The 21,894-nt window shown below is 68.1% G+C and carries 22 protein-coding genes; 19 read left to right on the top strand and 3 right to left on the bottom strand.

The window, feature by feature from the left end:
• The first annotated feature begins 190 nt into the window (after positions 1-190).
• Genes infC through rplT form a run of 3 tightly spaced genes read left to right on the top strand, consistent with a single transcriptional unit; the run spans position 191 to position 1,378 of the window.
• On the top strand, positions 191-778 hold the full coding sequence (gene infC / locus QF206_RS12300) for a translation initiation factor IF-3 (protein WP_281489561.1): 588 nt from the start codon (positions 191-193) through the stop codon (positions 776-778).
• Positions 771-965 (top strand): 50S ribosomal protein L35, encoded by a 195-nt coding sequence (rpmI, locus tag QF206_RS12305; RefSeq protein ID WP_281489536.1) that lies wholly within the window; start codon positions 771-773, stop codon positions 963-965. Before infC ends, rpmI begins: the two co-directional genes overlap by 8 nt.
• A 26-nt stretch (positions 966-991) precedes the next feature.
• Complete coding sequence (gene rplT / locus QF206_RS12310; protein ID WP_281489537.1) at positions 992-1,378, top strand: 50S ribosomal protein L20; 387 nt, start codon at positions 992-994, stop codon at positions 1,376-1,378.
• Positions 1,379-1,479: 101 nt separating this feature from the next.
• On the opposite strand, the gene QF206_RS12315 is transcribed toward rplT, so the two are convergent.
• The gene (locus tag QF206_RS12315; RefSeq protein ID WP_281489538.1) at positions 1,480-1,704 is read right to left on the bottom strand and encodes a hypothetical protein; all 225 of its coding nucleotides are present in this window, start codon (positions 1,702-1,704) and stop codon (positions 1,480-1,482) included.
• 159 nt (positions 1,705-1,863) lie between these two features.
• Here QF206_RS12315 and QF206_RS12320 point away from each other — a divergent pair, with 159 nt between their 5' ends.
• The 15 genes from QF206_RS12320 to QF206_RS12390 all read left to right on the top strand — a co-directional run bounded on the left by QF206_RS12320 (position 1,864) and on the right by QF206_RS12390 (position 18,803).
• Positions 1,864-2,670 carry a TrmH family RNA methyltransferase gene (locus QF206_RS12320; protein ID WP_281489539.1) on the top strand — a complete coding sequence of 269 codons (807 nt, stop codon included), beginning with the start codon at positions 1,864-1,866 and terminating at the stop codon, positions 2,668-2,670.
• Positions 2,671-2,822: 152 nt separating this feature from the next.
• On the top strand, positions 2,823-3,560 hold the full coding sequence (locus tag QF206_RS12325; RefSeq protein ID WP_281489540.1) for an amino acid ABC transporter ATP-binding protein: 738 nt from the start codon (positions 2,823-2,825) through the stop codon (positions 3,558-3,560).
• Positions 3,561-3,660: 100 nt separating this feature from the next.
• Entirely contained in the window at positions 3,661-4,536 is an 876-nt protein-coding gene (locus tag QF206_RS12330) for a glutamate ABC transporter substrate-binding protein (protein ID WP_281489541.1), read from the top strand.
• An 85-nt stretch (positions 4,537-4,621) separates the two neighbouring features.
• Positions 4,622-5,269 carry an amino acid ABC transporter permease gene (locus tag QF206_RS12335; RefSeq protein ID WP_281489542.1) on the top strand — a complete coding sequence of 216 codons (648 nt, stop codon included), beginning with the start codon at positions 4,622-4,624 and terminating at the stop codon, positions 5,267-5,269.
• A complete protein-coding gene (locus tag QF206_RS12340; RefSeq protein ID WP_281489543.1) occupies positions 5,266-6,201 on the top strand; it encodes an amino acid ABC transporter permease in 936 nt (311 codons plus the stop codon). The genes QF206_RS12335 and QF206_RS12340 overlap by 4 nt, the downstream gene beginning before the upstream one ends.
• Positions 6,202-6,315: 114 nt before the next feature.
• Entirely contained in the window at positions 6,316-7,353 is a 1,038-nt protein-coding gene (pheS, locus tag QF206_RS12345; RefSeq protein ID WP_281489544.1) for a phenylalanine--tRNA ligase subunit alpha, read from the top strand.
• A complete protein-coding gene (pheT, locus tag QF206_RS12350) occupies positions 7,353-9,851 on the top strand; it encodes a phenylalanine--tRNA ligase subunit beta (protein ID WP_281489545.1) in 2,499 nt (832 codons plus the stop codon). The genes pheS and pheT overlap by 1 nt, the downstream gene beginning before the upstream one ends.
• A 329-nt stretch (positions 9,852-10,180) precedes the next feature.
• On the top strand, positions 10,181-11,224 hold the full coding sequence (gene argC, locus QF206_RS12355; RefSeq protein WP_281489546.1) for an N-acetyl-gamma-glutamyl-phosphate reductase: 1,044 nt from the start codon (positions 10,181-10,183) through the stop codon (positions 11,222-11,224).
• Positions 11,221-12,372 (top strand): bifunctional glutamate N-acetyltransferase/amino-acid acetyltransferase ArgJ, encoded by a 1,152-nt coding sequence (gene argJ, locus QF206_RS12360; RefSeq protein ID WP_281489547.1) that lies wholly within the window; start codon positions 11,221-11,223, stop codon positions 12,370-12,372. The genes argC and argJ overlap by 4 nt, the downstream gene beginning before the upstream one ends.
• Positions 12,369-13,286, top strand: coding sequence for an acetylglutamate kinase (gene argB / locus QF206_RS12365; protein WP_281489548.1), 918 nt, complete (start codon positions 12,369-12,371; stop codon positions 13,284-13,286). The genes argJ and argB overlap by 4 nt, the downstream gene beginning before the upstream one ends.
• Positions 13,283-14,524, top strand: coding sequence for an acetylornithine transaminase (locus QF206_RS12370; RefSeq protein ID WP_281489549.1), 1,242 nt, complete (start codon positions 13,283-13,285; stop codon positions 14,522-14,524). Before argB ends, QF206_RS12370 begins: the two co-directional genes overlap by 4 nt.
• A complete protein-coding gene (argF, locus tag QF206_RS12375; RefSeq protein WP_281489550.1) occupies positions 14,521-15,462 on the top strand; it encodes an ornithine carbamoyltransferase in 942 nt (313 codons plus the stop codon). The genes QF206_RS12370 and argF overlap by 4 nt, the downstream gene beginning before the upstream one ends.
• 109 nt (positions 15,463-15,571) lie before the next feature.
• Entirely contained in the window at positions 15,572-16,771 is a 1,200-nt protein-coding gene (locus tag QF206_RS12380) for an argininosuccinate synthase (protein WP_281489551.1), read from the top strand.
• Positions 16,771-18,180, top strand: a complete 1,410-nt coding sequence (argH, locus tag QF206_RS12385) for an argininosuccinate lyase (RefSeq protein ID WP_281489552.1) — start codon at positions 16,771-16,773, stop codon at positions 18,178-18,180. Before QF206_RS12380 ends, argH begins: the two co-directional genes overlap by 1 nt.
• Positions 18,177-18,803, top strand: a complete 627-nt coding sequence (locus tag QF206_RS12390; RefSeq protein WP_422785396.1) for a DNA-3-methyladenine glycosylase — start codon at positions 18,177-18,179, stop codon at positions 18,801-18,803. The genes argH and QF206_RS12390 overlap by 4 nt, the downstream gene beginning before the upstream one ends.
• 53 nt (positions 18,804-18,856) lie before the next feature.
• On the opposite strand, the gene QF206_RS12395 is transcribed toward QF206_RS12390, so the two are convergent.
• Both QF206_RS12395 and QF206_RS12400 read right to left on the bottom strand, forming a co-directional pair.
• The gene (locus tag QF206_RS12395) at positions 18,857-19,438 is read right to left on the bottom strand and encodes a hypothetical protein (RefSeq protein WP_281489553.1); all 582 of its coding nucleotides are present in this window, start codon (positions 19,436-19,438) and stop codon (positions 18,857-18,859) included.
• Positions 19,435-20,046 carry a DNA-binding protein gene (locus QF206_RS12400; protein WP_281489554.1) on the bottom strand — a complete coding sequence of 204 codons (612 nt, stop codon included), beginning with the start codon at positions 20,044-20,046 and terminating at the stop codon, positions 19,435-19,437. The genes QF206_RS12395 and QF206_RS12400 overlap by 4 nt, the downstream gene beginning before the upstream one ends.
• Positions 20,047-20,221: 175 nt before the next feature.
• On the opposite strand from QF206_RS12400, the gene tyrS reads away from it, so the two are divergent.
• The gene (tyrS, locus tag QF206_RS12405) at positions 20,222-21,529 is read left to right on the top strand and encodes a tyrosine--tRNA ligase (RefSeq protein ID WP_281489555.1); all 1,308 of its coding nucleotides are present in this window, start codon (positions 20,222-20,224) and stop codon (positions 21,527-21,529) included.
• The last annotated feature ends 365 nt before the right edge of the window (positions 21,530-21,894 follow it).

The raw sequence follows: 21,894 nt of genomic DNA on the forward strand, positions 1-21,894 counted from the left end.
CGAAAAGTGGAGATTCTCCCACCCGCGTTGACCGACATCAAGGTTACCGGGTAGTTGCACCCCGCCGATGCGCTTGCGTGAACGGCAGCTTGAAGGGTGCAAGCGCTCACGCGCGTGGACTTCCTCGTTTCGTCGCCTCCCGGCATCCGCCCGGGGGTGGCCAGAATCATCGCAGACCGAGGAGACACGTATCAGCGATCCCAGAATCAACGACCGAATCCGCGTACCCGAGGTCCGCCTGGTCGGTCCGGGCGGCGAACAGGTCGGTGTCGTCAAGCTCGAGGTAGCACTGCGCCTCGCGCAGGAGGCCGATCTGGATTTGGTCGAGGTTGCACCGAACTCGAAGCCGCCCGTGGCCAAGATCATGGACTACGGCAAGTTCAAGTACGAGGCCGCGCAGAAGGCCAAGGAAGCGCGGCGCAACCAGGCGAACACGATCCTCAAGGAGGTTCGGTTCCGCCTCAAGATCGACAAGCACGACTACGAGACCAAGCGCAAGCGCGCTGAAGGCTTCTTGAAGGCGGGAGACAAGGTCAAGGCCATGATCCTCTTCCGCGGTCGTGAACAGTCTCGCCCCGAGCAGGGCGTGCGGCTGCTGCAGAAGTTTGCCGAAGATGTCGCGGAGTTCGGTTCGGTCGAGTCGAACCCCACCATCGACGGCCGGAACATGGTCATGGTCATCGGCCCGCACAAGAACAAGTCGGAAGCCAAGGCCGAGGCCAATGCGAAGCGTGCCGAGAAGAAGGCACACAACACAACTGAGGAAGAGAATGCCTAAGCAGAAGACGCACTCCGGTGCCAAGAAGCGGTTCAAGCTCACCGGCACCGGCAAGGTCAAGAAGCAGCAGGCCGGAATGCGCCACAACCTCGAGGTCAAGGGCTCCGACCGCAAGCGCCGCCTGAACCAGGACGAGCTCGTGGCACCCGCGGACGTCAAGGCGATCAAGAAGCTTCTCGGCAAGTAAGCCGCGAGTAAGGAAGACACAGAGAAATGGCAAGAGTCAAGCGGGCAGTCAACGCCCACAAGAAGCGTCGCGTCATCCTTGAGCGTGCCGAGGGCTACCGCGGTCAGCGTTCGCGCCTCTACCGCAAGGCCAAGGAGCAGGTCACTCACTCGCTCGTCTACGCGTACCGCGACCGTCGTGCCCGCAAGGGCGACTTCCGTCGCCTGTGGATCCAGCGCATCAACGCCGCCTCGCGTGCGAACGGCCTCACCTACAACCGCTTCATCCAGGGCCTCAACCTGGCGGGCGTCGAGGTCGACCGTCGCATCCTCGCCGACCTCGCGGTGAACAACCCCGAGACCTTCGCGGCACTCGTCGAGACCGCCAAGCAGGCCCTTCCCGCCGACACGTCGGCTCCGAAGGAAGCCGCCTGAGTCGAGGTCTCACCTCGCCGAACGGTGTGAAATGAGCAACGCCCCCGGAACCCCGGGGGCGTTGCTCATTTCTGCGTCGGTTCTCGGTGTGCTCAGCCTTCTCAGCGCGAGCCGTTCTCGGTCGGCAGGTTGAGATCGTCGGGGTCGACTTCGACGTCGCCCTGATCATCCGGCCCGCCGGTGCCGGGTGCCACGCGCACGTCGTCTTTGATGTCGTCGTCGAGCGCGTCGGGCACAGGATTCGCCTGCTTGGCCTCGGTCTCATCCTCGCTCGACGGGCTGTATGCGGTGTCGCGCGCGAGCTGCTCTTCTTCGTCTCGTCCCATGTCGGCCTCCATGCCGCACACAGTACGCGCGCTGGAGCTTGGAGCGAAGGTCATTTCTGACCTTCGCCGCGACGCCAGCGCCGGGTGCCGTCTCGGCACCCGGGTCGGCGCTGGAGCTTGGAGCGAAGGTGGGATTTCCCACGCCGCTAGACTTCGGGCATGATCGACAACCCTCGTTCACCGCGTGTGCGCGCGGTCGCGAAGCTGTCGAAGGGGCGCGCAAGGCGAGAGACCGGCCTGTTCCTCATCGAAGGCCCGCAATCGGTCGCCGAGGCCCTCGCCTATCACGCGGAGCGGCTGCTCGAGTTGTATGCCACTGATGCGGCGCTCGACCGGCATCCGCACATCATCGAGGCCGCTGTCGCGGCCGGCATCGACGTCGAAGAGACGAGCGAGCAGGTGCTGGCAGCGATGGCCGACACGGTGACGCCCCAGGGGCTCGTCGCGGTGTGCCGTCAACTCGAGCAGTCGGTCGACGAGGTGCTCGAGGCGGGACCGCGGCTCGTCTCACTGCTGCACGAGATCCGCGACCCTGGCAACGCTGGAACCATCATCAGAGCCGCGGATGCCGCCGGCGCCGACGCGGTGATCTTCACGGGCGACAGCGTCGACATCTACAACCCCAAGGTCGTGCGTTCCACGACGGGTTCGCTGTTCCACCTGCCGGTGATCGCCGAGCAGGACCTCACCGAGGTCATTTCGAGACTGAGCTCGGCAGGCCTTCAGGTGATCGCGGCGGATGTGAAGGGCGGCGACCTGCTTCAGGCGCGCGAGGCCGGCGTCCTCGCCAAGCCCACGGCGTGGCTCTTCGGCAACGAGGCGCACGGCCTCTCGGATTCGACACTCGCTCTGGCCGGCTCGGCGCTCAAAGTGCCCCTCTACGGTCGAGCCGAGTCGATGAACCTCGCCACGGCCGCCTCGGTCTGCCTCTACGAGAGTGCCTTCGCGTTGCGCACTGGCTCGTAGAGCGAAGACGCTTCTCGTATTCGCCGCGACACGTCGCCGCGACGCCAGCGCGAACGCCGTCTCGGCGTTCGAGCACGGTGAGCCGCGTCACCAGTACGTCACAATTTCGAATCGCCCTCGCCTCTCCGCCCCCTTCGCATCACTATGTGCCCATGGACCCACTCGTCGTTATCGACAAGGTGAACAAGCACTACGGCGACCTGCACGTGCTGAAAGACATCTCGACGACGGTCGGTCGCGGCGAGGTCGTCGTCGTGATCGGCCCGAGCGGTTCGGGCAAGTCGACGCTCTGCCGCGCGATCAACCGCCTCGAGACCATCGACAGCGGCACCATCACGATCGACGGCAAGACCCTGCCCGAAGAAGGTCGGGGCCTGGCCAAGTTGCGGGCCGATGTCGGCATGGTCTTCCAGTCGTTCAACCTGTTCGCCCATAAGTCCGTGCTCGAGAACGTGACCCTCGGTCCGCGCCGTGTGCGCGGGGTGAGCAAGGCGGATGCCGACAAGCGCGCCATGGAACTCCTCGACCGCGTTGGAGTCGCCAACCAGGCCAAGAAGATGCCCTCGCAGCTCTCGGGCGGCCAGCAGCAGCGCGTGGCGATCGCCCGTTCGCTGGCCATGAACCCGAAGCTCATCCTGCTCGATGAGCCCACCTCGGCCCTTGACCCCGAGATGATCAACGAGGTGCTCGACGTCATGATCACCCTCGCCCACGACGGCATGACGATGGTCGTGGTGACACACGAGATGGGCTTCGCGCGCAAGGCCGCGAACCGCGTGCTCTTCATGGCCGACGGAGAGATCGTCGAGCAGGCCGACCCGGAGCAGTTCTTCACCAATCCGCAATCGCCGCGAGCCAAGGACTTCCTGTCGAAGATCCTCACCCATTGAACGGCCGCAAGACGCCGCCCGCTGAACCCCACCCACTACCCGCTGACCCGAATCACTCACTTCGCCCGCACAGCGGGCGAGCACCGAAAGGGAGGCACCAATGAGACGAACCAGCAAGCGACTCATGATCGGGGCGATCGCCGCCGCGAGCATGGTCGCGCTCGCCGGCTGCACTGATTCCGGAGCTCCGGCGCCCGAGCCGACGGTCAATGAGGAGGCCACCTTCGAGCCGGGCACCACCATGGCCAAGCTCGCGGATGCCGGAAGCATCACGATCGGCACCAAGTTCGACCAGCCGCTCTTCGGTCTCGTCGGCCCCGACGGCAAGCCTGTGGGCTTCGATGTCGAGATCGGCAAGATGATCGCCGGAGCGCTCGGCATCTCGCCCGACAACATCAAGTGGGAAGAGACGGTCTCGGCGAACCGTGAGCCGTTCATCGAGAACGGCCAGGTCGACATCGTGGTCGCCACGTACACCATCAACGACACCCGCAAGGAAGTCGTCGACTTCGCGGGCCCCTATTACACGGCGGGTCAAGACCTCCTGGTGCTCGCGGGCAACCCCGACGGCATCAAGGGGCCGGAGGACCTCGCCGACAAGAAGGTCTGCACGGTGACCGGTTCAACGTCGGAGCGGAACATCTCCGAGTACCCGAACGCGGGCATCATCGCCGCAGCGACCTACTCGGCATGCCTCGAGCCGCTGCGCAGCGGTGAAGCGGCGGCCGTCACGACCGACAACGTGATCCTCGCCGGACTCGCCGACCAGAACCCCGGTGAGTTCGAGGTGGTCGGGAACCCCTTCACCTCGGAGCCGTACGGCATCGGCTTGAAGAAGGGCGACGACCAGTTCCGTGAGTTCATCAACGACGTGCTGCAGAAGTCCTTCGACGACGGCAGTTGGAAGGCCGCCTGGGAGGCCACTGCGGGCAAGGTGCTCGCCACGCCCGAGCCGCCGAAGATCGACCGCTACTGATACCGGCCGCGAGTGCGGCGGGCGTGACGCGCCCGCCGCACCGTGACCGCTGACAGCATCCGATCGACGAAGGGGGTTTCCGCGCGTGGACGCGATCATCGAGAACCTGCCGCTGTTCCTCAGGGGCTTCTGGGGCACGCTGCAGCTGCTCATCGTCTCGGGCATCGGTGCGTTCATCATCGGCGTGATCATCGCCGCGATGCGCATCTCGCCCGTCGCGTCGCTCCGGGCGTTCGCGACGGTGTACACGGAACTCTTGCGGAACATCCCGCTCACGCTCGTTCTGTTCTTCACCGCGAACGTGCTTCCGTACTTGGACTTCAAGCCCGGGTACATGACGCTCGCGATGATCGGGCTGACGGCCTATACGTCACCGTTCGTGGCCGAAGCCGTGCGTTCAGGTGTGAACGGCGTACCCGTCGGTCAGGCGGAGGCCGCACGCAGCATCGGGCTGACGTTCGGGCAGGTGCTCACCCTCGTGGTGATGCCGCAGGCGCTGCGCATGGTGGTGCCGCCGCTGATCAACGTCTTCATCGCGCTCACCAAGAACACCTCGGTGGCCGGTGGCTTCTTCGTATTCGAGCTGTTCCAGACCGCACAGCAGTTGACGAACCTCCGCGGCGACCGGGTGGTCGCGATCCTGCTGGGCGTCGCGTTCTTCTATCTGATCATCACCGTGCCGCTCGGCCTCATCGCCGGGCAGGTCGAGAAGCGAGTGGCGGTGCTGCGATGACCATGGTCCTGTACGACGCCCCGGGTCCGAAGGCCCGGCGGCGCTCCCTCCTCATCTCCATCGTGGGAGCGATCGCGATCGCGGGTGGGCTCGCCGCGCTCATCTGGGCCCTTGGTGCTGAGCGCGTATCGGCCAACGGCGCGGTGCAGCCGGGGATGTGGGACGGCAGCCGCTGGGACATCTTCAACGACCTCGCCGTGTGGCGGTCGATCGGCGAGGGAGCCGCGGCGACGTTGCGCATGGCGGCGGTCGCGGCGGTCTTCGCGCTCATCATCGGCGTACTGTTCTCGTTCGGTCGTGCGGCGCGCAGCCGATGGGTGCGGATTCCCGTGACCATCGTGCTCGAGTTCTTCCGCGGCATGCCGGTGCTGCTGATGATGCTGTTCATCCTGCTGGTGTTCGCCACCGGGTCGTACTGGGCCGGCGTCGCGGCGCTCGCCGTGTACAACGGCGCGATCATCGGCGAAGCGCTGCGAGCCGGCATCCAATCTCTGCCGAAGGGCCAGCGCGAGGCCGGGCTCTCGATCGGGCTCACGGTGCTGCAGACCCGGTTCATGATCGAGTTCCCGCAGGCCTTCCGGCAGATGCTGCCGATCATTCTCGCCCAGATGGTCGTGCTGCTAAAGGACACATCGCTCGCCTACATCGTCGGGTACCCCGAACTCTTGCGCGTCGGCGTCAACTACCTGTCGAACTTCTTCGGCAACCGGTACTTCTTCTCCCTGTTCTTCGTCGTGCTCGTGATCTATCTCGCGATGAACCTGCTGCTCTCGTGGGTCGCCCGGTTCGTGGCGCGCAAGACGGGTCCGAAGGCGGGCAAGCTCATTGCTGCCGGCGTCGACGATGCGGGGCGTATCCCAGGGGCGTCTGGAACCCGCGCGATCACGCTGCCGGGTGCGCATGGGGGGACGATCGATCGGCGGGAGCGGTAGGGGTCGGGTGTCAGCGTCTTCCGAGCGCCGGGACGGCGCTCGGCGCTGGCGTCGCGGCGAAGGCCAGAAATGGCCTTCGCTCCAAGCTCCAGCGCGCAAGTAGACTCGACTGCTGTGTCAGACGCCACCCCCATCACCGAGTCGGCGGTCGCCGACGCGGTCGCAGCCGCGACGATCGCGATCAGCGATGCCGCCGATTCGACCGCACTGAAAGCGGCTCGTGCCGCGCATGTCGCTGAGGGCTCGCCCCTCGCACGGCTGAACGGCGCACTGCGCGACGTGCCCGCGGATCAGCGCCCGGCGCTCGGCAAGCTCGTCGGCCAGGCCCGAGGCCGGGTCAACCAGTTGTTCCTCGCTCGTGAGGCCGAGCTCTCCGCCGCTGAGGAGACCGCTCGCCTCGCCGCCGAGGCCGTCGATGTGACGGCGCTCGGGGGTCGTTGGAGCGCGGGCGCCCGGCATCCGCTCAACCTGCTGATGGACGAGATGAGCGACATCTTCGTCGGCATGGGATGGGAGGTCGCGGAGGGACCGGAGCTCGAGAACGAGTGGTTCAACTTCGACGCACTGAACTTCGACGAGGACCACCCGGCCCGCGCGATGCAGGACACGTTCTTCGTGGAGCCGGCCGACTCGCACCTGGTGCTGCGCACCCACACCTCGCCCGTGCAGATCCGCTCGCTGCTCGATCGCCCGCTTCCCGTGTACGTCGTCGCGCCCGGTCGCACGTTCCGCACCGATGAACTCGACGCGACCCACACTCCGGTGTTCCACCAGATCGAGGGCATCGCCATCGACAAGGGCCTCACCATGGCGCACCTGCGCGGCACGCTCGAGCACCTCGCCCGCGCGATGTTCGGCGACGAGGCGAAGATCCGCCTGCGACCGAACTACTTCCCATTCACCGAGCCGAGCGCCGAGATGGACGTCTGGCAGCCGAACGCCAAGGGCGGACCGCGCTGGATCGAGTGGGGCGGCTGCGGCATGGTCAACCGGAACGTGCTGCGCGCCTGCGGCATCGACCCGGAGGAGTACCAGGGCTTCGCCTTCGGCATGGGCATCGAGCGAACACTGCTCTTCCGCAACGAGGGAGACATGCGCGACATGATCGAGGGCGATGTCCGCTTCTCGAAGCAGTACGGGATGGTGGTCTGATGCGCGTTCCAGTGTCGTGGCTCCGCGAGGTGGTGGAGATCCCCGCCGAGGCGACGCCCGAAGACATCCAGGCCGCGCTCGTGCGGGTCGGGCTCGAAGAGGAAGCGGTGCACCGCAGCGAGATCGAGGGCCCCATCGTGGTCGGCCGCGTCGTGTCGTTCGTCGACGAACCACAATCGAACGGCAAGACCATCCGCTGGTGCCAGGTCGATGTGGGGGAGGGCGAGCCCCGCGGCATCGTCTGCGGCGCCCAGAACTTCTTCGAGGGCGACCTCGTCGTCGTGACGCTGCCCGGTGCGGTGCTTCCTGGGCCCTTCCCGATCTCCGCGCGCAAGACCTACGGGCACGTGAGCGACGGCATGATCGCCTCGGTGCGCGAACTCGGCATCGGCGACGACCACGACGGCATCCTTCGGCTCTCGACGCTCGGCATCGACGCGGAGCCCGGTACAGACGCGCTGCCCCTGCTCGGACTCGGCGACTCCGCCTTCGAGATCAACGTCACGCCCGACCGCGGCTACGCGCTGTCGATGCGGGGAGTGGGCCGCGAGTACTCCAACTCGACCGGCGCTCGATTCGACGACCCCGCCGAGCGTGCGGCCCTGCGCGAACTCATCGACGCACCGATCGCCCAGGAGTTCCCCGTGCGCGTCGACGATCGGGCGCCCATCCGCGGCAACACGGGGTGCTCGGTCTTCGTCACCCGAGTCGTGCGCGGCATCGACCCGACGCGGCCGACCCCGTCGTGGATGGTCGCGCGTCTCGCGCTCGCCGGTGTGCGCTCGCTCTCGCTTCCGATCGACATCACCAACTACGTCATGTTCGAGCTCGGCCAGCCGATCCACGGCTACGACCTCGCGAAGCTCACGGGCGGCATCACGGTGCGCCGCGCGCAGCCGGGCGAGCGGCTGACGACGCTCGACGGCGCCGATCGCGCGCTTCACCCCGAAGACATGCTCATCACCGACGACTCGGGGCCGATCGGGCTCGCAGGCGTCATGGGTGGTGCCACGACCGAGATGACCGGCTCCACGACCGACGTGCTCATCGAGGCCGCCAACTTCGACCCGGTCTCCATCGCCCGCACCGCCCGCCGGCACAAGCTGCCGAGCGAGGCGTCCAAGCGCTTCGAACGTGGTGTCGATCCCGAGGTGGCGGACGCCGCAGCAGCGCGGGTCGCGCAGCTGCTCGTCGAGCTGGCCGGCGGCACGCTCGATGTGCTCGGCTCACGGTTCTCCGAGGCGAAGCCCGCCCACTCGACGCTCTTGCGGGCAGGGTTCGTGAACGACCTCACCGGTGCCGACTACACGGATGCCGAGACGCGCGCAGCGCTCGAAGCGATCGGTGCGACGGTGCGCGAGGTCGACGGCGGCCTCGAGGTCACCGCGCCGAGCTGGCGGCCCGACCTCGACGACGAGCCGACGCTCGCGGAGGAGGTCGCCCGCATCGTCGGGTACGACCGCATCCCGTCGACGCTGCCCGTCGCTCCTCCCGGGCGCGGGCTCACCCGCCAACAGCGCTTGCGCCGCGCGGCCGCTCAGATGCTCGCAGCCAACGGGCTCGCCGAAGTGCAGGTGTACCCGTTCCTGTCGAAAGCCGCGCATGAGCGGTTCAGCGGTGACGCCCCGGCGGTTCGTCTGGCGAACCCGCTCGACGGCGAAGCTCCGCTGCTGCGCCGCAGCCTGCTGCCCGGTCTGCTCGACACCGCGCATCGCAACCGCTCGCGCGGGCTGATCGATCTCGCTTTGTTCGAGGTCGGCACCGTGTTCCTGCCCGAGCAGGGTGTTCGCTACGGCAGCGAGGCGCTGCCGTCGGGCACGAGTTACCCGGGCGATGCCACCATCGCGGCGCTCGAATCGAGCATCCCGCCCCAGGCCCGGCATATCGCGGCGGTGTTCACGGGTGACCGGGTGCTGCGGCATCCCGCGCAGCCCGCTGTCGCCGCCTCGCTGGTCGACGCGCTCGACGCCGCCCGGCAGGTGGCTGCGGCCGTCGGTGCGACGCTCCGCGTCGAGCAGGGCAACCACCTCGCGCTGCACCCCGGACGCACCGCCGAGCTCTACCTCGGCGACACGGTCGTCGGGCTCGCCGGCGAACTGCTGCCCGCGATCGCGGACGAGCTCGACCTGCCTCGCGTGGTGCCGGTCATGGAACTCGACCTCGACGCGCTCATCGCCGGTACGGCGCCAGAGGTGACGGTGACGCCGTTCTCGTCGTACCCGGCGGCGACGCAAGACCTGTCGCTGGTCGTCGACCGGAGCGTGCCTGCGGGTGACGTGCTCGCTGCCGTCGTCGAGGGCGCCGGTGACCTGCTCGAGCACGCCGACCTCGTCGACGACTACCGGGGCGCCGGCATGGCCGACGACCAGAAGTCGCTCACGTTCGCACTGCGCTTCCGCGCACCAGACCGCACGCTGACCGCCGCCGAGGCGACCGAGGCGAAGCTCGCCGGGGTGGCAGTGGCCGCCGAGCGCTTCGGAGCGACGCTCCGCGAGTAGCGCACCGCCGGGCCCGGCCTGGCCGGGGCGCCTCGTCGCGCGTTCTCGCGAGGGTTTGCGTCGAGCGCGAGGGTTGCATCCCGCGCGGCTGCAGCAAACCCTCGCGAGAGCCACGAGCACGGGCGACGATCGCGACGATTCGGCTCCGCGCCAGGCCGCGCGATACAGTGGTGCCGTGGGTCTCACGCGCATCTCCGCCGTCCGGCGCAACCGCCGTCGCGTGTTCCGCGTGCGCCGAATCTCGGCGACGCCGCTGCGCTGACTCGTCGGTGCCGGCCGCGTCGCCGCCCCGGCCTGAGTCCGCCCATTTCCCACTTAAGGTAGAAGACATGCCTCTTTCTGTCGCCGTTGCCGGAGCCAGCGGCTACGCGGGGGGAGAGTTGCTGCGCCTGCTCGCAACCCACCCCGACGTCGAGATCACCACCGTCACCGCGCACTCGAACGCCGGGCAGCGCCTCGGCGCCGTGCAGCCCCACCTGCGCTCGCTCGCGCACCTCGAACTCGTCGACACCACCCCGGAGAACCTCTCGGGCCACGACGTGGTGTTCGTCGCGCTGCCGCACGGCAAGTCCGGCGAGCTCACCGCCCACCTCGACGACACGCTCGTGATCGACTGCGGGGCCGACCACCGCCTCACCGATGAGGCCGCATGGGAGAAGTTCTACGGCGGCGAGTACTTCGGGGCCTGGGAGTACGGATTGCCCGAGCTGCTCCGCGCCGACGGCACCCGGCAGCGCGACCGTCTCGCCGGCGCCAACCGCATCGCGGTGCCCGGCTGCAACGTCACCGCCATCACGCTCGGGCTGCAGCCCGGCATCCGCTCCAACGTCATCCGGCCCGATGATCTCGTCTCCGTGCTGGCGGTCGGCACCTCGGGAGCCGGCAAGAGCCTCAAGACGCACCTGCTCGCGAGCGAGATCCACGGCTCCGCCGCTCCCTACGCGGTAGGCGGAGTGCACCGGCACACCCCCGAGATCGTGCAGAACCTCGAAGTCTCCGGCGGCGAGGGCGTGACCATCTCGTTCACCCCGGTGCTCGTTCCGATGAGCCGCGGCATTCTCGCGACGTCGACCGCGACCCTCGAGCCCGGAGCGAGCGCCGCCGATGTGCGCGCCGCCTGGGAGCTCGCCTACGCGAACGAGCCCTTCGTGCACGTGCTGCCCGAGGGGCACTTCCCGAAGACCGCCGATGTGCTCGGCTCGAACATGACGCTGATCGGTCTGGCGGTCGACGAGGCCGCCGATCGGGTGGTCGTCATCTCGGCGATCGACAATCTGGTCAAGGGCACCGCCGGCGCCGCCGTGCAGTCGATGAACATCGCCGCAGGGCTGCCGGAGCAGGCGGGCCTCACCGTGAACGGAGTCGCCCCATGACCGTCACCGCACCCAAGGGCTTCAGCGCCGCCGGCGTCACCGCAGGGCTCAAGAAGTCGGGCCGACCCGATCTCTCGCTCGTCGTCAACACCGGACCGAAGAAGGCCGCTGCGGCCGTCTTCACCAGCAATCGCGCGCAGGCGAATCCGGTGATCTGGTCGAAGCAGGCCATCAGCGACGGCGTGGTCGAGGCGGTTGTGCTCAACTCGGGCGGGGCGAACTGCTTCACCGGCGCCCAGGGCTTCCAGACCGCGCACGCAACCGCGGAGGCCGTCGCCGAGCACCTCGGCGTCTCCGCCGGTGACGTGCTCGTCTGCTCGACCGGGCTGATCGGCGAGCAGCTCGACCGTGAGAAGGTGCTGGCGGGAGTGGCAGCGGCATCCGAAGCTCTTTCGAGCGACGGTGGGCACAACGCGGCCGTCGCGATCATGACCACTGACACGGTGCCCAAGACCGTGCTCATCGAGCGCGATGGCTGGAGCATCGGCGGCATGGCGAAGGGCGCGGGAATGCTGGCACCCGGGCTCGCGACCATGCTCGTGGTCATTACGACGGATGTCGACCTCGACTCGTCGGCGCTCGACGCCGCGCTCCGCGAGGCCACCCGTGTGAGCTTCGATCGACTCGACTCCGACGGCTGCATGTCGACCAACGACCAGGTCACGCTCATGGCGTCGGCCGCCTCGGGCGTCACCCCCGCCATCGACGAGTTCACCGCAGCGCTCACCGAAGCCTGCAGTGACCTCGCCCGCCAACTGCAAGCGGATGCCGAGGGCGCGAGTCACGACATCGCGATCGAGGTCGTCGGTGCCGCCAGCGAAGACGACGCCGTCGAGGTCGGCCGTGCTGTGGCGCGCAACAACCTCTTTAAGGCGGCCGTGTTCGGCAACGACCCCAACTGGGGCCGCGTGCTCGCCGCGATCGGCACGACCAGTGCCGACTTCGACCCGTACCAGGTCGATGTGAGCATGAACGGCGTGCGGGTGTGCCACGCCGGCGAGCCTGACCAGCCGCGCGACCTCGTCGACCTCACCCAGCGCTCCGTGCACGTGCTCATCGATCTTCGAAACGGCGACGCCGAAGCGACGGTGCTCACCAACGACCTCACTCACGACTACGTGCACGAGAACAGCGCGTACAGCTCATGAACGACGCAGCAGGCACCAGCGCGGCTTCGCACAGCCCGGCCGCTGACGCGGCGGCGAAAGCCTCGACGCTCATCGAGTCGCTGCCCTGGCTGAAGCGGTTCCACGACGAGATCATCGTCGTGAAGTTCGGCGGCAACGCCATGGTCGACCGCGAGCTGCAGCGCGCATTCGCCGAAGACATGGTCTATCTGCGCTACGCCGGTATCAAGCCGGTCGTTGTGCACGGCGGTGGGCCGCAGATCTCCGCGATGCTCGAGCGCCTCGGCATCCCGAGCGAGTTCAAGGGCGGCTACCGGGTCACCTCGCGCGAGGCCATGGAGGTCGTGCGCATGGTGCTCACCGGCCAGGTCAGCCGCGAACTCGTGAGCCTCATCAATGAGCACGGTCCGCTCGCCTCAGCGATCTCGGGCGAGGATGCCGGTCTCTTCCGCGGGCGCAAGCGCGCCGCCGTGGTCGACGGCGAACCCGTTGACATCGGGCAGGTGGGCGATGTGGTCGAAGTCAACCCGGCGAGCGTGCTCTCGACCCTCGCTGCGGGGCGCATCCCGGTCATCTCCTCGATCGCGCCCGATGCGGAACACCCGGGCGACTCTCTCAACGTGAACGCCGACTCCGCTGCTGCAGCGCTCGCGGTGGCGCTCGGGGCCGCGAAACTCGTCGTGCTCACCGATGTGGCTGGCCTGTACAGCGATTGGCCCAACCGCGACTCGCTCGTCTCGGTGATCGATGCCGATCAGCTCCGGAAACTCATGCCGAGCCTCGAATCGGGCATGATCCCGAAGATGACCGCGTGCCTCGAAGCCGTCGACGGCGGCGTTCCGAAGGCGGCCATCATCGACGGCCGGCAGCCGCACTCGATCCTGCTCGAGATCTTCACGCAGCAGGGGATTGGAACCGAGGTGGTACCCGCGTGACCGAGAACGCAGGCCAGACCAGCATCACGAACGACGCCGACGCAGCCGAGACCACACCGCTCGAGCAGACGCGCCGCCGCTACACCGACGTCATGATGGGCTCGGCGCCGCCGCCGCTTCGCAAGCTCGTGCGCGGAGAAGGCTGCCACGTGTGGGATGCCGACGGCAACCGCTACCTCGACTTCCTCTCGGGCATCGCCGTCAACGCCCTCGGCCACGCGCACCCGGTGCTCGTCGAGGCCATCTCGAAGCAGGCCGCAGCGGTCGCCCACATCTCCAACTACTTCGCCTCCGAGCCTCAGTTGGCGCTCGCCGAGCGGCTTCAGCGCCTCACCGGCGCGGGCGCTCAAGGCCGGGTGTACTTCGGCAACTCGGGCGCCGAGGCCAATGAGGCCGCCATCAAGCTCGCGCGACGGCATCGCCCCGAGGGCACGCTCGTCGCGCTGCACAACGGATTTCACGGCCGCACGGTCGGTGCCCTCTCCATCACCGGCAAGCCGATGCTGCGCGAGCCGTTCGAGCCGCTGCTGCCGGGAGTCGAGCACATCGAACCGACGGTGATGGCGCTCGAATCGGCCTTCGACGCGAAGCAGCCGGTCTCGGCCGTGTTCCTCGAGCCCATCCAGGGCGAGGCGGGCGTGGTGCCGCTCAGCGACGAGTTCGTCCAGGCAGCTCGTCGCCTCACCACCGAACACGGCGCCCTGCTGATCGTCGATGAGATCCAGACCGGTGCCGGGCGCACCGGCGACTGGTTCGCGTATCAGCACCACGGCATCGTGCCCGATGTCGTCACATTGGCGAAGGGCATCGGCGGGGGAGTGCCCATCGGAGCCATGGTTACGTTCGGCGAAGCCTCCGAGCTCTTCAAGGTCGGCCAGCACGGCAGCACCTTCGGCGGCAACCCTCTCGCGACCGCGGTGGGCGACGCGGTGCTCGCCGAGATCGAGCGCGCCGGCCTCGTCGAGAACGCGCGGCGCCGAGGCGAGCAGTTGCGTGAGGCTGTGCTCGGCATCCAGCATCCGATGGTCAGCGAGGTGCGCGGTCGGGGTCTGCTGCTTGGCGTTGCGCTCGCGGCCCCGCACGCGACCGCCGTCGCGAACCGCGCCCTCGAACTCGGGCTCATCGTCAACGCGGCCAACGACACGAGCGTGCGCCTCGCGCCGCCACTGATCGTCGGCGATGCCGAGCTCGAAGAGTTCACGCGACTGTTCACCCGAGCCCTGGAGGCGGCAGCATGACCCGGCACTTCCTGCGCGACGACGACCTCAGCCCCGAGGAGCAGCGTGAGGTGCTCGACCTCGCGATCGAGCTCAAGCGCGACCGGTACGGCACGCGCCCCCTCGAGGGTCCCCAGACGGTTGCGGTGATCTTCGACAAGTCGTCGACGCGCACGCGAGTGAGCTTCGCGGTCGGCATCGGCGAGCTCGGCGGCCACCCGCTCATCATCTCGACCGCCAGCAGCCAGCTCGGGGGCAAGGAGACGCCTTCCGACACGGCGCGTGTGCTCGAGCGCATGGTCTCGGCGATCGTGTGGCGCACGTACGCCCAGTCCGGGCTCGTCGAGATGGCCGAGGGCACCCAGATCCCGGTCGTCAATGCGTTGAGCGACGACTTCCACCCCTGCCAACTGCTGGCCGACCTGCTCACGATCCGCGAGCACAAGGGCTCGCTCGAGGGGCTGACCGTGACGTTCCTCGGCGACGGGGCGAGCAATATGGCGCAGTCGTACCTGCTGGCCTGCGCGACCGCCGGCATGCACGTGCGCGTCGCAGCCCCGGCCGACTACTCACCGGCACAGGATGTCGTGGCGGATGCCGAGGCCATCGCCTCGCGCACCGGCGGCTCGGTCGCGGTGCTCACCGACCCTCGCGCCGCGGTGACCGGCGCCGACGTGGTGGTGACCGACACGTGGGTGTCGATGGGCAAGGAGTCGGAGACCGAGCAGCGGGTAGCGACCTTCGGCGGCTACCAGGTCGACCAGGACCTCATGGGGCTCGCCGACGCCGACGCGATCTTCATGCACTGCCTCCCCGCCGACCGCGGCTTCGAGGTGGCGCCCGAGGTCATCGACGGAGAGCAGAGCGTGATCTGGGACGAGGCGGAGAACCGGCTCCACGCCCAGAAGGCGCTGCTCGTGTGGCTGCTGGAGCGCAACCGGGCGGCAGTGGCGGCATAACGAGACGTCGCTGATCGCGCACGCGGTCGGCGAAGAGGCGGCAGCCGTCGGAGCGGGCTCCCGGCATCCGCTTCATACACTTGACAGAGAACTAGAACAAGGAGTTTCCATGGCAGAACGCGTCGTGCTCGCCTACTCTGGCGGCCTCGACACCTCGGTCGGCATCGGCTGGCTGAAAGACGCGACCGGCAAGGAGGTCGTCGCGATGGCGATCGACGTCGGTCAGGGTGGCGAGAACATGGAAGACATCCGCCAGCGCGCGCTCGACTGCGGTGCTGTGGAGTCGGTCGTCGTCGACGCGAAGGACGAGTTCGCGAACGACTATCTGGTTCCGGCGCTGAAGGCCAACGCGCTGTACCAGAAGCGCTACCCGCTCGTCTCGGCCCTGAGCCGCCCGCTCATCGCGAAGTACCTCGTGAAGACGGCGAACGAGCTCGGCGCGAACTCGGTGGCTCACGGCTGCACGGGCAAGGGCAACGACCAGGTGCGCTTCGAAGCCGCCGTCGCCGCGCTCGGTCCTGAGCTCACGAGCATCGCACCGGTGCGCGACCTGGCCCTCACCCGCGACAAGGCGATCGTGTACGCGCAGGAGCACAACCTGCCGATCGAGCAGTCGAAGAAGAGCCCCTACTCGATCGACAAGAACGTGTGGGGCCGCGCGGTTGAAACCGGCTTCCTCGAGGATCCGTGGAACCCGCCCATCGAGGACATCTACGAGTACACGCAAGACCCGTCGATCACCCGTGACGCCGACGAGGTCACCATCACCTTCGAGCAGGGCGTGCCCGTGGCCATCGACGGCGAGCGGAAGACTCCGCTCGAGATGGTCGTCGCGATGAACGAACTGGCGGGCCGCCACGGCGTCGGCCGGATCGACATCGTCGAAGACCGGCTCGTCGGCATCAAGAGCCGCGAGGTCTACGAGGCGCCCGCCGCGATCGCGCTGATCGAGGCGCACGAGGAACTCGAGAACGTGACGCTCGAGCGCGACCAGAACCGGTTCAAGCGCACGCTCGAGTCGAAGTGGGCCGAGCTCGTGTACGACGGCCTCTGGTTCTCGGGTCTCAAGCGTTCGATCGACGCGTTCATCGACGACACCCAGCAGTACGTCTCGGGCGACATCCGCCTGAAGCTGCAGGGAGGCCGCGCGGTGGTCACCGGTCGTCGCTCCGAGCAGAGCCTCTACGACTTCAGCCTCGCCACCTACGACACGGGCGACACCTTCGACCAGTCGCTCGCCAAGGGCTTCATCGAGCTGTGGTCGCTGCCGAGCCGCATCTCGGCACGGCGCGAACTCGCGGGCGACTGATGAGCGGCGGCGGCTCGACTAACGAGGGTGCGCTGTGGGGTGCGCGATTCGCGTCGGGCCCGTCGCCCGAACTCGCGGCGCTGAGCAGGTCGACGCATTTCGACTGGCAGCTCTACCCGTATGACATCGCCGGGTCGCGAGCGCACGCCAAGGCGCTCGCGGCCGCCGGCTACCTCGACGACGCCGAGCTGGAGCGCATGCTCGACGGGCTCGACCGGCTCGAGGCTGCGGTCGACGCGGGGCAGATCGTTCCGGGCGAGGGCGACGAAGACGTGCACGGAGCGCTTGAGACGGCGCTCATCGGCATCGTCGGCCCCGAACTCGGTGGCAAGCTCCGCGCCGGGCGCAGCCGCAACGATCAGATCGCCACGCTCGTGCGGTTGTACCTGCTCGACCACTCCCGTCGGATCACCCGCCTGGTCATCGACCTCATCGATGCTCTGGCATCGCAGGCGGATGCCGCCGGCGACGCCGTCATGCCCGGTCGCACCCACCTTCAGCACGCGCAGCCCGTGTTGCTCGCCCACCAGCTGCTGGCGCACGCGTGGCCGCTCGTGCGCGACCTCGAGCGTCTCCGCGACTGGTCGGCGCGCGCATCGCTCTCGCCGTACGGAGCCGGCGCCCTCGCAGGCAGCTCGCTCGGGCTCGACCCTCAGCTGGTCGCGCGCGAGCTCGGACTGACGGGCGTCAGTGAGAACTCGATCGACGCGACCGCATCGCGTGACGTGGTCGCCGAGTTCGCGTTCGTCGCCGCGCAGCTGGGCGTCGACCTGTCGCGCCTCTCCGAGGAGATCATCCTCTGGGCGACTCGCGAATTCGGATTCGTGAAGCTCGACGACGGGTACTCGACCGGCTCGAGCATCATGCCGCAGAAGAAGAACCCTGATATCGCGGAGCTCGCTCGAGGCAAGGCAGGGCGCCTCATCGGCAACCTCACCGGCCTGTTGGCGACGTTGAAGGGCCTGCCGCTGGCCTACAACCGCGATTTGCAGGAAGACAAGGAGCCGGTGTTCGACTCGGTCGAGACGCTCGAAGTGCTGCTGCCCGCGTTCACCGGCATGGTCGCGACGCTCCGCTTCGACACCGAGCGCATGGCCGAGCTTGCGCCACAGGGCTTCTCGCTCGCGACCGATGTCGCCGAGTGGCTCGTGAAGCAGCGGGTGCCCTTCCGCGAGGCGCACGAGATCAGCGGTGCCTTGGTGCGCTTCTGCGAGGAGCGCGGACTCGAGCTGCACGAGCCGAGCGATGACGACTACGCCGCGATCGATGCTCGGCTCACCGGGGGAGTGCGCGAGGTGCTGAGCGTCTCGGGTGCCGTTGCCAGCCGCGCCGGGGTCGGTGGAACAGCGCCCGCGCGAGTGGCGGAGCAATTGGCGCAGCTCACAGAGCGCGTGCGCGCCCTGGCGTGACCGACACGGCCGAGCTTCAGCGCGGAGCGGGCGGGTTCGACCGCTCGCTCCTGATGGCGCCCGCGGTCGAAGTCGCTCCACTCCTGCTCGGGGCGATCATCCGCAAGGGGGAGGTGGCCGTACGGGTCACCGAGGTCGAGGCGTACATGGGGTCGATCGACCCCGGCTCCCACGCGTTCCGTGGACGAACGAACCGCAACCAGGTCATGTTCGGCGAGCCCGGCCACCTCTACACGTACTTCACGTACGGCATGCACACCTGCGCGAATGTCGTCTGCGCCCCTGAGGGAACCGCGTCCGGACTGCTGCTGCGCGCGGGCGAGGTGATCGAGGGCGAGGATGCCGCTCGCGCGCGGCGCCCGAAGGCCGCCTCCCATGCGGGGCTCGCGCGCGGGCCGGGAAACTTCGCGCAGGCGCTCGGTATCACGCTCGACGACGGCGGCTGCGACCTCGCGGTCGGGCCGGTCACGCTCCACGTGGACGAGCCGGCATCCGAATACCTGACAGGCCCGCGCACTGGAGTATCAGGCGCCGGGGGCACTCACGAGTATCCGTGGCGCTTCTGGCTGCCCGGCGACCCGACGGTGTCGCCCTACCGTGCCGCCGTGTCGCGCAAGCGTTGAACCGAGGCCGCCGGTTCAGACGCTGCCCGCCCCGCTGCGGATAGAGGTCGCGCTCACGGCATGATGGCCGGAATGGCCAACGGCGCCGCGCATGCGACGGCCCAGATGAAGCTGGTGAGCGTGCCGATGATGAACCGCTCACGCGCTTCGGGATGCTGGAACTCCGAGTAGCGGGCGAGGCCCTTGACTGCGACGACCACCGCGATGCCGCCGAACTGCCCGGCGAGCACGCTACCGACGAGCGCGAACCGCTCCAGGAAGCCGATGGTCGTCCCGCCGCGCAGCACTTCGCGAGGCGCGTGCGCATCATCGCCGACGATGATGCCGCCATGCTCGCCCGGCCGGCTGTCGACGGTGGCGAAGCGGAGCACCAGCCCGACGACGGGGTTGCCACCCACGACCGCGAGCGCGGTGAGCAGGATGCCGGCCACCACGAGGTACAGCGGATGCGCGCCGTGCAAGCCACCCAGCAGCGACCACACGATCCACGTCGCGACCACCGCGACCGCCACGACGGCGAGGCGTTGCCGGTCGCGCCGACTCGCGAACGCCACCATGACGACAGCGCCGACGAGGGTGAGCATCGCGATCGCCGCGGCGGCCATGGCCTGCGCAGCGGTGACGTAGGTGATCATGCGGCTCCTTGCGACTGGTCGACGTCGAGCCTATCCATCGCTTCGAGCTGGTCCGCCAGCGCAGGCAGCGCGGCCCTCTCGACCCGCCACGCGGCGGCGATGGCGCGCTGGCTCACGGCCTGGGGAGTGATGCCGAGCTCTTGCGCCGCCTGCGCCTGCGTCGTACCACCCGCGAGCAGATCTACGACCTCCCACCCCTCGGCGGTGCGTCGCGAACGCACGACGAGCAGCAGGTCGATGAGCGCTTCGAGACTTGGAACGTCCGTGGTGGCGTCTCGCAGCGCAAACCGCGTCTGCTTCGCTTTCGAGCGTTCGACGGCCGCGCGCGCCGCGACGAACGCGGCGCCGGATGCCGAGCGCACCGACCCGCCGTCTAGACCGGAAACGCCCCCTACGCCGCACCCGATGTTCCACTCGCCGCTTCGACTCAGCTCGAGCAGGATGTCGAGCGCCGTTGCCCCTCGCTGCGTCACGAGCTGCAACTCGTCACCCGCCGTGCGCTCTGCCGGCAGCAGCAGGTCGCCGCGACGGTTCAAACGACCCAGGGCGATCGAGACGCGGTCGCTTCCTTTGCGGCTGCCGACTTGGTCGGCGGTGATGACGAACACGCTGCCTCCTGACACCAAGCGTGACGGCTTGATCCGAACGACACAAGGTTAGGGCATTGATACTCCATGATCAAGTATGCAGGCTTTCAGCTGTTCGATCGAGTACGGCCTGGCCTCCCGTCTCGCAGGCTCCGTGGCGCCAGGCCGCAGCGGGCCCGCTGGTACCGTGGTAGCCGTGTCCGCCGCATCCGAGAGCCTCGAAAGTCAGCGCAACGACCCCAGTTTTCCCGACCTCTGGTCGGAACTGGAGTGGCGCGGGCTCGTGCACGTGTCGACCGACCCGGAGGCGCTGGCCAAGCTTCTCGCAGGACCTCCGATCACCTACTACTGCGGCTTCGACCCCACCGCGCCCAGCCTGCATCTCGGCAACCTCGTGCAGTTGATGCTGCTTCGGCGCATCCAACTGGCGGGCCACCGGCCCCTCGGTCTCGTGGGCGGATCCACGGGACTCATCGGCGATCCGCGGCCGACCGCAGAGCGCACGCTCAATACGCGCGAGACGGTCGCCGAGTGGGTGTCGCGCCTCGAAGCACAGGTCTCGCGCTTCCTGAGCTTCGAGGGCGAGAACGCGGCCCGGCTGGTGAACAACCTCGACTGGACGGCGCCCCTCAGTGCGATCGACTTCCTCAGGGACGTCGGCAAGTACTTCCGCGTCGGCACCATGCTCAAGAAGGACGCGGTCGCGGCTCGGCTCAACAGCGATGCCGGTATCAGCTACACCGAGTTCAGCTACCAGATCCTGCAGGGAATGGATTTCCTCGAGCTGTACCGCAGCTACGAGTGCGTGCTGCAGACCGGCGGCAGCGATCAATGGGGCAATCTCACCAGTGGCACTGACCTCATCCACAAGGCCGAAGGCGTCAGCGTCCACGCGATCGGCACGCCGCTCATCACCAACAGCGACGGCACGAAGTTCGGCAAGAGCGAGGGCAATGCCATCTGGCTGGATGCCGAGATGTGCAGCCCGTACCGCTTCTACCAGTTCTGGCTCAACACCGACGACGCCGATGTCATCGACCGGCTGAAGGTCTTCACGTTCCTCACCCGGAGCGAGATCGAAGCGCTCGCAGTGGCGGTCTCCGACGCGCCCTTCAAGCGCGAGGCGCAGCGCCGGCTCGCGTGGGAGGTGACGACCCTCGTGCACGGACAAGCAGCGACTGAAGCGGCGATCGCGGCGTCTGCGGCTCTGTTCGGCCAGGGCGAGCTCGGTGAGCTGCCGGCCGAGACGCTTGAGGCGGCGCTGGGCGAGCTCACGACAGTGCATGCCGCGACGGATGCCGGAGTGCCCCAGTTGCTCGTCGAGACCGGCCTCACCTCGAGCCTCAGCGAAGCGCGCCGCGCCATCGCGCAGGGCGGCGTGTACTTGAACAACGCGAAGGTGACCGACGACACCGCGGTGCTTGGCGGGAGCCTGCTGCACGGGCGATTCGCCGTCCTGCGTCGAGGCAAGAAGACCCTCGCCGGTGTCATCGCCGCGCGGTGATGCTCGCTCGGCCGCGGAGCACTGATTCCGCGTGATTCCGGGCGACACGCCCGGGGTGCGCGGCGATTTGCGGGTGCGGGAAAAGCCCGCGTAAAGTAATCACTTGTCACCCCAAAGGTGCGGCAGAGCGGAAGCGCTCGCCGGCCTCAAGCGGGACACCATCCACTCGAAACTCGCGTCTTGCAGACGTTGAATCGAAGTCTTAGGATGGTCATCCACTCAACATCGAGTCTCTCTCCTCCGAGTATTCATCTCGGCGAGAGAACGTCGTGCGAGTGATAAGATAAGGAAGTTGCCCTGTTTGCGGCCCTGGGAGGGGTCGGGCGGGGTGTCCGGTTCTTGAGAACTCAACAGTGTGCACATGT

The sequence above is a fragment of the Ruicaihuangia caeni genome (assembly GCF_029952955.1).
Classification (GTDB): Bacteria; Actinomycetota; Actinomycetes; order Actinomycetales; family Microbacteriaceae; genus Ruicaihuangia; species Ruicaihuangia caeni.

Coding starts and splice junctions, on each gene's coding strand:
- rpmI (WP_281489536.1), top strand. CDS start 771: ATGCCTAAGCAGAAGACGCACTCCGGTGCCAAGAAGCGGTTCAAGCTC.
- rplT (WP_281489537.1), top strand. CDS start 992: ATGGCAAGAGTCAAGCGGGCAGTCAACGCCCACAAGAAGCGTCGCGTC.
- QF206_RS12315 (WP_281489538.1), bottom strand. CDS start 1,704: ATGGGACGAGACGAAGAAGAGCAGCTCGCGCGCGACACCGCATACAGC.
- QF206_RS12320 (WP_281489539.1), top strand. CDS start 1,864: ATGATCGACAACCCTCGTTCACCGCGTGTGCGCGCGGTCGCGAAGCTG.
- QF206_RS12325 (WP_281489540.1), top strand. CDS start 2,823: ATGGACCCACTCGTCGTTATCGACAAGGTGAACAAGCACTACGGCGAC.
- QF206_RS12330 (WP_281489541.1), top strand. CDS start 3,661: ATGAGACGAACCAGCAAGCGACTCATGATCGGGGCGATCGCCGCCGCG.
- QF206_RS12340 (WP_281489543.1), top strand. CDS start 5,266: ATGACCATGGTCCTGTACGACGCCCCGGGTCCGAAGGCCCGGCGGCGC.
- pheT (WP_281489545.1), top strand. CDS start 7,353: ATGCGCGTTCCAGTGTCGTGGCTCCGCGAGGTGGTGGAGATCCCCGCC.
- argC (WP_281489546.1), top strand. CDS start 10,181: ATGCCTCTTTCTGTCGCCGTTGCCGGAGCCAGCGGCTACGCGGGGGGA.
- argJ (WP_281489547.1), top strand. CDS start 11,221: ATGACCGTCACCGCACCCAAGGGCTTCAGCGCCGCCGGCGTCACCGCA.
- argB (WP_281489548.1), top strand. CDS start 12,369: ATGAACGACGCAGCAGGCACCAGCGCGGCTTCGCACAGCCCGGCCGCT.
- argF (WP_281489550.1), top strand. CDS start 14,521: ATGACCCGGCACTTCCTGCGCGACGACGACCTCAGCCCCGAGGAGCAG.
- QF206_RS12380 (WP_281489551.1), top strand. CDS start 15,572: ATGGCAGAACGCGTCGTGCTCGCCTACTCTGGCGGCCTCGACACCTCG.
- argH (WP_281489552.1), top strand. CDS start 16,771: ATGAGCGGCGGCGGCTCGACTAACGAGGGTGCGCTGTGGGGTGCGCGA.
- QF206_RS12395 (WP_281489553.1), bottom strand. CDS start 19,438: ATGATCACCTACGTCACCGCTGCGCAGGCCATGGCCGCCGCGGCGATC.